We start from the raw sequence: 12,528 nt of genomic DNA, 5'->3' as shown, positions 1-12,528 counted from the left end.
GCAGCCCTGTGCCGCGACGAGCCAGAATCGGTAGGACCCAGGACAGGAAGAGTTGAAGAGGGTCGTGGCCCCTGGAGACACCCAGTTCCGAGCGTCACAAGTCTCGGCCAGGGATCCCGAGAGATTTCAACGCAAAGGCGCAAAGGCGCAAAGGCGCAAAGGCGCAAACCAGAATTTCTCTGTGTTTTTTTGCGTCTTTGCGTCTTTGCGCCTTTGCGTTGAAATCTCTTCTCTCGTAAGGTCCGCGGACCATGCACGCCTGGCGCGGCCATTCGTTCGGCCCCCCCGAGATCCTCGTCTGGGAAGAGGTGGACGATCCCCCGCTCGCCGAGGGAGAGGTCCGGATCGAGGTCGCCGCGTCGGCGATCAATTTCCCCGACGTGCTCTTCACGGCGGGCGCCCATCAGGTCAGGCCAACGCCGCCGTTCATCCCCGGCTTCGAGGTCGCCGGCGTCGTCGTCGAGAGCCGCGAGCCGTCCTTGCCGCCGGGCGCCCGCGTGGCCGCGACGCTGCCCGGCTCGGGCGGCTACGCGACGCACGTGATCGCCGGCCCGCGCACGACCTACGCGCTCCCGGCCGGCATGCCGTTCGAGGACGGCGCGGCGCTGACGATCACCTACCAGACAGGCCACTTCGCGCTGCACCGGCGCGCGGGCCTCCAGCCCGGCGACACGGTCCTCGTGCACGCCGGCGCGGGTGGCGTCGGCAGCGCGGCGATCCAGATCGCCAAGGCGGCCGGCGCGACCGTCATCGCCACCGCAGGCGGGCGCGAGAAGGTGGCGGTCTGCCGCGCGCTCGGCGCGGACGTCGCGATCGACTACCGGAGCGAGGACTTCGTCGCCGTCGTCAAGGACCACACCTCGGGCCGCGGGGCCGATATCGTCTTCGACCCCGTCGGCGGCGACGTCTTCGATCGATCCACCAAGTGCATCGCCTTCGAGGGCCGCATCCTGGTGATCGGCTTCGCGTCAGGCCACTTCCCCGCGGCGCGCGCGAACCACCTCCTCGTGAAGAACTACGCGGTGATCGGCTTTTACTGGGGCACCTACAGCCGCGCCGAGCCCGCCCTGACGCGGCGGGTCCAGGACGAGCTCTACGCGCTCCACGGCCGGGGCGCGATCAAGCCGCTCATCTCCTCCGTCCGACCGATGGCCGAGGCGCGAGCGGCCATGGCGGCCGTCACGTCGCGCGCGACCACGGGCAAGGTGGTGCTCACGAACGCGCGCTGAGGTCGGCCCGCGCAGGGCGGCCGGGGGGTGGTCGGATCGGGGCAGGGATCCCCGCTCGCGCGGCGGCGAGCGGGGCGCGCCGGGCGGCGCTTCGGGGAGCGCCGCCCGCCGCTCAGGCGAGCGGCAGGGGCGCCGAGGGACAGGTCAGGGGCAGCCGCCGGCGGTGGACGCCTCGGGGAGCTCTCCGAGCGTGTCCTGGTCCGCCGTGGTCAGGCCGAAGCCGTAGGGGAACAGCGCCTCTGCCTCGTTGGGATCGTGGCGGTTGATGCGCTGGCAATCGGTCCTGGGCCAGGAGAACGAGAGCTTGCCGTGGAACTCCTCCACGCCGAAGAGCATGTCGGCCACGCCGCCGCCCTCGGAGCCCGGGAGCCACGCCGCCACGAACGCGTCGGAGCGGTTCAGCTCCTTGTTCACGTAGAGCGGGCGGCCCGACAGGAAGACCGTCACGATCGGCAGCTCGGGCGCGGCCGTCCGGATGGCGTTGATCACGGCCAGATCCTCGGGGTGGAACACCGCGTGCTCGAGCGTCTTCGCGTGCGGGTTGTCGTCCGTCGCGAGCTGGATGTCCCCGAACATCTCGGCATAAGGCGTCTCGCCGATCACCACGATCGCGGCGTCGAAGTTCGCCGACGCGCCGGTGCCGGTCGCGCTCAGGGTCGCCTGGCCGCCGGCCGCCTGCACCAGCTCGGAGATGCCCGAGTAGATCGACTGGGCGTTCGGGAAATCGGCGTTCGTGTTGTCGGTGCCCTGCCACGTCCGCGACCAGCCGCCGGTCTGGTTCGCGATGGTGTCCGCCGACTTGCCCGCGACGAGCACCTTCGACCCCGGGTCGAGGGGGAGCACGCCGCCCGCGTTCTTGAGGAGGACGAGCGACTTCCGGACCGCCTCGCGCGCGAGCTCCCGGTGCTCCGCCGCGCCGAGCAGGTTCTGCTGCCCCGCGTACATGCGCGTCGACGGGGCCCCCTTGGTCTTCTTCGGACCGAGCAGCCCTGCCCTCATCTTGACCCGCAGGATCCGCGTCACCGCGTCGTCGATCCGCGCCTGCGTGATCTCGCCGGCGTTCACCTGCGCGATCGTGTTCTGGTAGAACGGCTTCCAGTCCGCCTTGTAGGGGACCATGATCATGTCGACGCCCGCGTTGATCGCCTTGGCGCACGAGTCGTTCTCGCACCCGGGCACCTGGCCGTGGCCGTTCCAGTCGCCGATCACGAAGCCGTCGAAATTGAACTCGTCCTTGAGCACCTCGGTGAGCAGCGGGCCGTACCCGTGCATCTTCTCGCCGCGGATGCTGTTGTAGGACGCCATGACGGTCTGCGCGCCCGCGGGGATGGCGGACATGTAGCCCTGGCCGTGGATCTTGCAGAGCTCGGTGTCGCTGGAGAGGTTGTTCCCCTGGTCATCGCCCTTGTCCGTGCCGCCGTCGCCGATGAAGTGCTTGGCCGTGGCGATCACGTTGGCGGCGCCGAGGAAACTGGCGCCCTTGGGGTCGCCCTGGATCCCCTTCACGACCCGGCCCGCGTACGCGTTCACGATCTCCGGATCCTCGGAGTAGCCCTCGTAGGTGCGGCCCCACCGGTCGTCGCGGACCGTCGCGAGCGTCGGGGCGAAGGTCCAGTCGAGGCCCGTCGCGGCGACCTCCTTGGCCGTCGCCGCGCCGATCCGCTCGATCAGCTCGGGATCCCGCGCGGCGCCCAGGGCGATGTTGTGCGGGAAGAGCGTGGCGCCGCGGACATTGTTGTTCCCGTGCACCGCGTCGATGCCCCAGATGATCGGGATGGCCACGCGGGTGCCGCCGGCCGTGTCGATCGAGGCGTTGTAGAGCGCGTCGGCGAGCGCGACCCACTCCGCCGCCGTCGCGTCCTTGTCCTTGCCGGGCCAGGAGCCGCCGCCGTTCAGGATGGAGCCGAGGTGGAACTCCTTCACCTCCGCCGGCGTGACCTCATTGATCTCGGCCTGCACCATCTGGCCGACCTTCTCCTCCAGGCTCATCCGGCCGAGGAGCTCGGCGACCGCCGCCTCGATCTCCGGATCCTTCGCGACCTCGCTCTCCAGCTTGGGCCACCCGTCGTCGCAGGACCGCAGGCCCGAGCCGCTCCCGGAGCCGCCGCCGCCGTCACCCCCGCCCCCGGTGCCGCTCGGGTTGCTGTTGCCGCCGCCCGTGCCCGTCGGCGAGCTCGCCCCGCTGCCGCTGCTGCCGCCGCCCGTCCCGCCGCTCGCGGCGCTGGTGGCGTCGCCGGACGGGTCGTCGTCACCGCAGGCGGCCGGCGCGAGAACAGCCGCCGCCGCCAGGATCCATGTCGCATACCGTGTGAGGCGCATAAGGTGCTCCCCTTTGTTGTCAATGATTAAGAAGGATGGGACTCGAGGTGAACCGTGTCAGCGATAGAAAGCGTCGTTCGGGCCGGGGCCCGCGCGTGGGGACCCAGACACTACGTGCCTCGGAGACGTCACCCGTAAACCATGGACCGACTCGGGCCGCAATACGCAAACCGGGCGGCGCAGCGCGGCGCGCCGGGCCGTGGCATAACGCCACAACCTGTGCAGGGGAGCCACGGACGGACGGCCGTTCCGGCGGGAGGGCGGCTTTGCGGCGCCTGGCCGCAGATTTGCAACTTCGCGCCGGCCGCGCTTCCGGGAGATCCCTACGATGGCGAGACATGGTCACCTTGCGATTGCCGTGCTCCTGCTGGCTCCGGGGCTCACCGCCGGCTGCGGCCAGGCGGACGCGCCCCCCTCGAACCCGGGCGCCCCGCCGGGGCAGGAGAAGAAGGTCGACACCAAGATCCTCGAGAAGGGCGCAGAGGCGCTCCAGGACCTGAGCCCCGTGCGGGCGATCGACCACTACCTCGACGGCTTCCACGTGATGAAGGAGAAGCCGGACCTCCACATGGAGGCTCATCACTACTGCAAAGGTGTCAACGAAGAGTTCACGCAGTGCGTGATCTTCGACGGCAACACGAAGGACGCGAACATCATCGGCGTCGAGTACATCATCTCCGAGGCGATGTTCGAGGGGCTGCCCGAGGACGAGAAGAAGAGCTGGCACCCGCACAATTACGAGATCCTCTCAGGCCAGCTCACGCTCCCCGGCGTCCCGGCGGTGGCCGAGAAGGCGGCGCTCAAGAAGAAGATGAACAGCTACGGCAAGACGTGGCACATCTGGGACACGGGGCACGCGGGGCACCCCGCCGCCCACAACCTGCCGGTCGGCCCTCCCCTGCTCGCCTGGTCGTACAACCGCGATGGGGAGATGCCGGCCGAGCTCGTGGAGGCGCGCGACAAGCGCACCGGGATCAACACGGCAGAGAAGCGGAAGGAGCGCGCCGACCTCGCCGCGGCGGCGAACCCGCAGCGGGGCGTCGACGATCTCAAGTCCAGGTTTCCGAACGCGACCGGCGCGCCGGAGGGCGTCCGGGCGAAGTGACGCCGCCGCCCGGCGTGCGCGCCGCCGCGGCGAGGGTTTGACAAAGCTGACCGCCGGGCTCGAGCGATGGCGGTGGATTCAGCCGAAGCGTATTCCGCCAAGATGGCAATGGTGAACTGTTGCATTCGATGGCGGCGTTATTTACCTGCGGGGTCGGACGCGCCTATGCTGCCGCCATGCTCTTGATTCCGCGTACTTCCATCCGTCTTTTCATGACGACAGGCGCCCTGCTCCTCGCGCTCGCGGCGTGCGGCGACGACGACTCGGGCACAGGCGGCGCAGGCGGCGAGGCCGGCAACGGCGGCACAAGCGCGACCAACACGGGGACCGGCACCGGTACGGGGACGGGCACCGGCGGTGCTGGGGGCACAGGTGGCGACGGCGGCACGGGCGGCACGGGCGGCACGGGCGGCACGGGCGGCACGGGCGGCACGGGCGGCACGGGCGGCACGGGCGGCACGGGCGGCGACGGCGGCACGGGCGGCGACGGCGGCACGGGCGGCACGGGCGGCACGGGCGGCACGGGCGACGGCGGCGCGGGCGGCGGCGACGGCGGCGGCGGCGGGCTGCCGGAGGCCACGCGATGGGCTGACGTGGAGCCGATCCTGACGGCCAAGTGCACGCCCTGCCACACCCGGGCGGAAGGCCCGGCCAGCGGCTACTCGATCACCTACGTGTCTGCAAGCGCGCCCGCCGACGGCTACGCTGCCTGCGTGTCGGCGAGTCTCACCAACGGCGCGTGCTCCCTCGTTCGCGTCCACGACGGCACCATGCCGCGCGGCCGTGGCTGCACGGGCAATCCGGAGACGGACGCTGACAACGCCAGCTGCCTCACCGCCGCCGAGCAGCAGACGCTGGCCGACTGGATCGAGGACGGACAGCTGGAGTGATACGACCGGGCGCGACCTTCCAGGCCGCGCCCACCTCACCTCGGCGGCTTGCGTCGCGGCGCGCGCCCTGCGCCGTGCGCCGCTCGCCGCTTCCAGGTAGCCGGCCGCGACCAGGCAGCCGGCCACCGGCGGGCACGCGCCGACATCACCAGATTGCCCCTTGCGCTTTCGTCAGCGCGGCACCTGATTCGGTGCTCACTCAGCGCAACGGAGGTGCATGGAGGCATCGATACCGACCGATCCACGCCCTGCGGCGGGGGTCGACAGGGATCGCCGCGCCCGGCCCGGACGCCAGATGCGCGGGGCTGGGTCGCTGCTGCGAGGGCAGAACCGTATCCTCCGGATGGTCGCGTCTGGTGAGCCGCTCTCCCGCGTCCTCGACGAGCTCATCGGCTTCATGGAGGCGCAGTCGGCCGAGGCGCTCTGCTCGCTCCTCCTCGTCGACGCCTCGGGGACCCGCCTGCGCTGGGCCGCGGCGCCCAGCCTGCCCGAGGCGTACAACCGGGAGGTGGACGGGTTGCTCGTCGGCGCCGTGAGCGGCTCGTGCGGCACCGCCGTCTACCGCAAGAAGACGGTGATCGTCTCGGACATCGAGCACGATCCGCTCTGGGAGCAGGCGCGCGCCCTCGCGCTCTCCCACGGCCTGCGGGCGTGCACGTCGTCGCCGATCCTGGACAGCCGGGGCGAGGTGCTCGGCACGTTCGCCTTCTACTACCGCGACCCGCGCGAGCCGAGCGCGCGCGATCTCGCCCTCATCGAGATCTCCCGGGATCTCGCGGGCATCGCGATCGAGCGCAGCCGCAGCACGGCGCGCATCGAGGAGGCGCTGCGCGCGCGCGACGACTTCCTCGCCGTGGCGTCGCACGAGCTGAAGACGCCGATCGCGACGCTCCTGCTCCAGGTCAAGGCGCTGGAGAGGGTCCAGCGCGGGCGGGAGGAGGTCCCCGTCCGGGAGCTCGCGCCCAGGGTGGGCAAGCTAGAGCGGCAGGGAAAGAAGCTCCTCGGGCTGGTGGAGCAGCTGCTCGACGCGACGCAGCTGCTCTCGGGCCGGATCGAGATCGAGCGCGCGCCGGTCGACCTCGCCGAGGCGGCGCGGGACGTCGTGGGACGGCTGCTGGACGGCCTCGGCGACGACGCGCCCGCGATCCACGTCCACGCGCAGGGCCCGGTGATCTGCCTGGGCGACGGCTTCCGGCTCGAGCAGGTGCTCGTGAACCTCCTGTCGAACGCCATGAAGTTCGGCCGCGGGGCGCCGGTCGAGGTCACCGTCGAGGCGGGTGAGCGCGCCGCCCGCCTGCTCGTCGAGGACCGCGGCATCGGCATCGCGCCGGAGGACCACGCGCGCATCTTCCAGCAGTTCGAGCGCGCCGTCTCGGTGCGCAACTACGGCGGCCTCGGCCTGAGCCTGTGGCTGTCGCGCCAGCTCGTGGAGAGGATGCAGGGCCGCATCTCCGTGCAGAGCGAGCTCGGCGCCGGCTCCACCTTCACCGTGGAGCTCCCCCTGTACCATGAGCAAATCCGTCTTGATCATCGATGATGACGTCGACCTGGCGACGACCCTCGCCGAGACGCTGTGCGAGCTCGGCTACGAGGCCACGCCCTACTTCAGCGGACACGAGGCGCTGGAGCGCCTCTCGGAGGGCGAGCGGCCGGGGGTGATCCTGCTCGACCTGATGATGCCGAAGATGAACGGCTGGAAGGTGTGCGACGAGCTCAGCGCGGCGCCCGGGCTCGGGGAGATCCCGGTCGTCATCATGACCGCCGCGTCGAACATCAAGCAGCCGATGCCGGCGCACGCGCGCGAGGTGATCAGCAAGCCGTTCGAGCTCGACGTGTTGCTGAGGACGATCGACGCGGCGTGAGGTGCGCGCGGCGCCGCGACGGCTCGCGGCGCGGAGCGGGCACGGTTCATGGAGGCCAGCGCCGCTGTGAACGATGCGCCCTCCCCTCGCTTCGAGGCTGCGCCGCAGCCGCTCACGGCGCGCGCCGCGGCGGTGACCGCGGCGGCGACCGCGGCGTTCGCCCTCGTCCTCCTGCTGCCCGCCGCCGGGTGTGTCCGCGAGGCGGCGAAGGAGGCGGCCAGCGGCACGCTCGAGGCGCTCGAGCGGGGCGCGCGGGACCACGCCGCGCCTGACGAGCCGCCGGCCAGGGGCGCGCCGGCCCCGGAGCGCCCGCTCGTGGGCGCGATCGTCCACGACGCGGTCCGCGCGGGCGCGGCGGAGCTCGGGCGACAGGCGGGGCCGCTCGAGCCGGTCATCGCGCAGACGAGCGAGGCGGTGAGCAGCGCGGTGGTCCAGGGCGCGCTGCAGCACGACCGGCAGCTGATCGAGCTGGTGGAGCAGGGCTCGGGCGCCGCGGCGCGGGCGGTGGCGCGCGAGGGGACGGCGCAGCTCGTCGAGCAGCTCGCGGGCTGCCCCGCCGGCGATCCTGGCTGCTCGGGCGCCGCGATCGAGCGGGCCAGCCGCGCCGCCGCGACGGGCTTCGCCGACGGCCTCGGGCGGGCGATCCGGCCGTGGATCGTCGCCCTCGCCTTCGGCGCGGGCTTCCTGCTCGCCGCGCTGATCGCCGCCGCCGTCGCGCTCATGGCGAGGCGGCACGAGCGCGCCTTCACGCGCTGACCTGCGCGCCGCCTGCGCGCTGCCTGCGCGCTGCCTGCGCGCTGCCTGCGCGCCGCCGCCATGCGCTCCTTGCGCGCCGCCCCCGTGGCGCTTCGCGCGCTGGAGGCGACGTGATAGGCGCAGACGATGACGCCCGGGCAGCGGATCGCGAACCGCTTCCAGATCGAGCGCCAGGCGGGAGCGGGCGGCATGGGCGCCCTCTACCGCGCCGTCGATCTGGAGACCGGCGCGCCCGTGGCGGTGAAGATCCTGCACCGCGGCGAGGAGGACGACCTCTCGCGCTTCGCTCGCGAGGCGAGGATCCTCGACCAGGTCAAGGACGCGGCGGTGGTCCGGTACATCGCCCACGGCGTCGCCGGGGCGGCGCAGCCGTACCTCGTCATGGAGTGGCTCGACGGCGAGGACCTCTCCGCCCGACTCGCCCGCGCCGAGCTCACGCTGGCCGAGAGCTTCACCCTGCTCCGGCGCGTCGCGGGCGCGCTCGCCGCGGTGCACGCGCTCGGCGTCGTGCACCGCGACATCAAGCCGAGCAACATCTTCCTCTGCGACGGGCGCGTCGAGAGGGCGCGGCTCATCGACTTCGGCATCGCCCGGCCGGGCAACGCGTCGGCCGTCATCACGCGCAAGAGCGCGGCCGTGGGCACGCTGGGCTACATGGCGCCGGAGCAGGCGCGCGGCAGCGCCCACGTCGACGCGCGCTCCGACGTGTTCTCGCTCGGATGTGTGCTCTTCGAGTGCCTCACGGGCCAGCCGGCCTACGCGGGCGACAACCTGATGGCGGTGATGGCGAAGCTGCTCCTCGCCTCGCCGCCGCGGCTCCGCGACGAGCGGCCCGAGCTCCCCGAGGAGGTCGACGCGCTCGTCGAGCGCATGCTGAGCCGGGACCCCGCGCGGCGCCCCGCGAGCGGCGCGGCGCTGCTCGCCGAGATCGAGGCGATGAGCCCCCTCCACCCGGAGCAGGCCGCGCTCCTGGCGCCGGAGAGCCGCGCGCGGCCGGCGTTGACCGAGGGCGAGCAGCGGTTCGTGTCGGTGCTGCTCGCGGGCGCGGGGGGCGCGATGCACGCCGGGGGCGCGGCGGGGGCCGACGGGGCGGCGGGGCCCGGCGGCGCGGCAGGGACGGTGCCCGGGGCGCTTGCGGCGGTGCCGGCGCCGGGAGCGCCCGCGGCGGCGGCGGACGCCGAGACCCGGGAGCACGCGGGGTTCCGCTCGCCGGTGGTGGACCCGTCCACGATGACCCTGGTCGCCGAGATGCCGATCGTCGCCGCGCCCGACCCGGAGGAGGTCGCGCTGCGGGCGCTGGTCGCGGACCACGGCGGGGAGCTCGATCGCCTCGCCGACCGGACGTGGGTGGCGACGTTCCTGGGCACAGCCCGGGGCGCGAGCCTGCGGGCGCATGAGGGCCAGCGGCTCTCCAGCACCGGCGGGACCGCGACGGATCACGCCGGGCGCGCCGCCCGCTGCGCGCTCGCCATCCGGGAGCTCCTCCCGGGCGCGCCGATCGCGGTCGCGACGGGGCGCGGCCGGGTGCGCGGCCGCTCGCCCGCGGGCGAGGCGATCGATCGCGCCGCCCGGCTCATCGAGGATGCCCGGCGCGACCGCGCGGCGGGCGCGGCTGGCGCGCAGGGCTCGCCGGCCGCGCAGGGCTCGCCGAGCGCGCAGGGCTCGCCGAACGCGCAGGCCGCGCAAGCCTCGCCGAGCGCGCAGGCCGCGCAGCGCGCCCCGATCCACGTCGACGCGCTGACGGCCGCGCTGCTGGAGGGCCGGTTCGAGATCGACGTCGTGTCGACCACGCCGCGGCTGCTCGCGGAGCTGGCCCAGCCCGAGGCGGCGCGCTCCCTGCTCGGCAAGCGGACGCCCTGCGTCGGGCGCGACCGCGAGCTCCGCGCGCTCGAGGACCTCTTCGAGGAGTGCATCGAGCAGCCGACCGCCCGCGCGGCGCTCGTGACCGCGGGCGCGGGCGTCGGCAAATCGCGGCTGCGCAAGGAGCTCGAGGACCGCATCGCGCGCGCGACGCACCACGGCGCCCCGGTCGAGATCTGGATCGGCCGCGGAGAGCCGATGCGGGCGGGCGCGCCGTTCGGTCTGCTCGGCCAGATCGTCAGGAAAGTCGCGAGGATACAGGACGGCGAGCCCATCGAGGCGAGGTGGCGGAAGCTCGCGGATCGTGTGGCCCGGCGCGTGGCCGAGGCGGATCGGGGCCGCGTGGCGGAGTTCCTCGGCGCGATGGTGGGGGTGCGGTCCTCCGGCGAGGAGAGCGTGCAGCTGCGTGCGGCGCGGCGCGACCCGGTGCTGATGGGCGACCAGCTGCGCCGCGCGTTCGTCGACTTCCTCGAGGCCGAGTGCCGCGCGCAGCCGGTGGTGCTGCTGCTCGAGGATCTGCACTGGGGCGACCACCCCTCGCTGGAGTACGTGGACGCGGCGCTGCGGCTGCTCTCGGACCGGCCGCTCCTCGTGGTCGGCTTCGCGCGGCCCGAGGTGGACGAGCTCTTCCCGCGGCTCTGGGCCGACGCCGGGGCGACGGCGATGCGCCTCGGCGCGCTGCCGCCGAGGGCGTGCGAGCGGCTCGTGCGCGAGGCGCTCGGCGCGGCGGCGGACGAGGCGACGGTCGCGCGCCTCGTGGCGCGCGCCGCGGGGAACGCCTTCTTCCTCGAGGAGCTCGTGCGCGCGGTGGCGGAGGGCCGCGGCGACGATCTGCCCGACACGGTGCTCGCGATGGTCGAGTCGCGGCTCGAGGCGCTCGCGCCCGAGGAGCGGCGGGTGCTGCGCGCCGCGTCGGTGCTCGGCCAGGTGTTCTGGCGGGGCGCGGCGCTCGCGCTGCTCGGCGGCGAGGGCCGCGCGCCCGCGCTCGACGCGCAGCTGTCGGGCCTCGCGGCGCGCGAGTGGATCGCGCGCCGGCCCGAGTCGAGCCTGAAGGACGAGATCGAGTACACGTTCCGCCACGCGCTCGTGCGCGAGGCCGCGTACGGCATGCTCACGGCGGAGGACCGCGCGCTCGGCCACCGGCTTTCGGTCGCGTGGCTGGAGTCGACGGGCCAGGACGACGCGGCGGTGCTGGCCGAGCACTGCGAGCGCGGCGGGGAGCTCGGCCGGGCGGCCGGCTACTACGTCCGGGCGGCGGAGCAGGCGCTGTCCGGCAACGATCTCGGCGGGGTGCTCCGCGCCGCGGACCGGGCGCTCGGCTGCGGCGCGGCCGGGGAGCTGGCCGGGAAGGCGTCGCTGCTGCGCGCCGAGGCGCACCGTTTCCGCGGCGAGCTCGACGACGCGGAGCGCTCGGCGACGGAGGCGCGTGGGCTCTTGCCCGAGGGCAGCGCGGGCTGGTTCGCGGCGCTGCGGGTGGCGATCACGGCCGCGCTCAAGCGGAACCGCTCGGAGCGTGTGCCGGCGCTGCTCGCCGACCTGCTCGCGGGCTGGTCGGACGGCGCGCCCGCGCCGGAGCAGGTGGCCGCGCTGGCGTGGGCCGCGGCGATCCTGTTCCTGACGGGCCGGTACGCCGAGGCGGGTTCGCTGATGGCGCGGGTCGAGCCGGTGGCCGATCGTTTCGCGGCCGATCCGCAGATCGCCGGGACGATCGCGTGGAGCCGGGCGGCGGCGGCGCTGTTCGTGGGGGGCGATCTCAACCGGCACCGGGCGCGGCTGGAGGAGGCGATCGTGTGCTTCGACCGGGCCGGGGATCTGCGGGGCGGGTGCGGCCAGCGCGCGAACGCCGGGTTCGCGTGCAACGAGCTCGGCGCCTACGCCGAGGCGGCGGCGCTCTTGCGGGTCTCGCTGGCCGGCGCGGAGCGGATGGGGCTGCGCAACATCGCGGCGTCGGCGCGGCAGAACCTCGGCGTCGCGCTGGCGCGGCTCGGCGAGCTCGCGGAGGCGCGCGTGGTGGAGGCCGAGGCGGTCGCGTCGTTCGCGGCGATGCGGGAGCCGCGGATGGAGGGCGCGTCGCGCGCGTACCTCGCGGGGATCTTGCTCGCGGCGGGGGACGGCGCCGGGGCCGAGGCGGAGGCGCGGCGCGCGGTGGAGATGCTCGAGGTGGCGAAGCCGCTCCTGCCGCACGCGCTCGCGACGCTGGCCGACGTGCTGCTCGCCGGCGGCCGCAGCGGCGAGGCGCTCGTGGAGGCGCGGCGCGCGGCGGAGATCCTCGGCGAGCTCGGGCAGCTGGAGGAGGGGGAGATGCTCGTGCGGGTCGTGCACGCCGAGGCGCTCTGGGCGACGGGCGACCAGGAGGGCGCGCGGCGGGCGCTCGCCGAGGCGGAGGCGCGGCTCGAGGAGCGGGCGGGGACGATCGCGGATCCGGCGTGGCGGGCGAGCTTCCTGGAGCGGGTGCCGGAGCACGCGCGGACGGCGGCGCTGCGGCGGGCGTGGGGGCGCGGATAAAG

General features: G+C 73.9%; 8 protein-coding genes. 7 read left to right on the top strand and 1 reads right to left on the bottom strand.

Annotation, left to right across the window (positions count from 1 at the left end):
• Positions 1–251 precede the first annotated feature (251 nt).
• Positions 252–1,229, top strand: coding sequence for an NADPH:quinone oxidoreductase family protein (locus WMF43_RS47825; protein WP_437675567.1), 978 nt, complete (start codon positions 252–254; stop codon positions 1,227–1,229).
• Positions 1,230–1,373: 144 nt separating this feature from the next.
• Here WMF43_RS47825 and WMF43_RS47820 read toward each other — a convergent pair whose 3' ends face one another.
• The gene (locus WMF43_RS47820; RefSeq protein ID WP_437675566.1) at positions 1,374–3,548 is read right to left on the bottom strand and encodes a glycoside hydrolase family 3 protein; all 2,175 of its coding nucleotides are present in this window, start codon (positions 3,546–3,548) and stop codon (positions 1,374–1,376) included.
• Positions 3,549–3,906: 358 nt separating this feature from the next.
• Here WMF43_RS47820 and WMF43_RS47815 point away from each other — a divergent pair, with 358 nt between their 5' ends.
• From WMF43_RS47815 to WMF43_RS47790, 6 genes are all read left to right on the top strand, one after another.
• Positions 3,907–4,653, top strand: coding sequence for an OBAP family protein (locus WMF43_RS47815; RefSeq protein WP_437675565.1), 747 nt, complete (start codon positions 3,907–3,909; stop codon positions 4,651–4,653).
• 212 nt (positions 4,654–4,865) lie between these two features.
• A complete protein-coding gene (locus tag WMF43_RS47810; protein ID WP_437675564.1) occupies positions 4,866–5,543 on the top strand; it encodes a hypothetical protein in 678 nt (225 codons plus the stop codon).
• Between the two features lie 343 nt (positions 5,544–5,886).
• Entirely contained in the window at positions 5,887–7,080 is a 1,194-nt protein-coding gene (locus WMF43_RS47805) for a sensor histidine kinase (RefSeq protein ID WP_437675563.1), read from the top strand.
• Positions 7,052–7,405 (top strand): response regulator, encoded by a 354-nt coding sequence (locus WMF43_RS47800; RefSeq protein ID WP_437675562.1) that lies wholly within the window; start codon positions 7,052–7,054, stop codon positions 7,403–7,405. Before WMF43_RS47805 ends, WMF43_RS47800 begins: the two co-directional genes overlap by 29 nt.
• A gap of 66 nt (positions 7,406–7,471) precedes the next feature.
• A complete protein-coding gene (locus WMF43_RS47795) occupies positions 7,472–8,161 on the top strand; it encodes a hypothetical protein (protein WP_437675561.1) in 690 nt (229 codons plus the stop codon).
• 126 nt (positions 8,162–8,287) lie between these two features.
• Complete coding sequence (locus tag WMF43_RS47790) at positions 8,288–12,526, top strand: serine/threonine-protein kinase (RefSeq protein WP_437675560.1); 4,239 nt, start codon at positions 8,288–8,290, stop codon at positions 12,524–12,526.
• Positions 12,527–12,528 lie beyond the last annotated feature (2 nt).

Origin of the sequence: Sorangium sp. So ce131, assembly GCF_051519095.1 — a bacterium.
Taxonomy (GTDB): Bacteria; Myxococcota_A; Polyangia; order Polyangiales; family Polyangiaceae; genus Sorangium.
The sequence above is the reverse complement of the archived record's forward strand: the minus strand, read 5'-3'. Positions and strand labels throughout refer to the sequence as shown.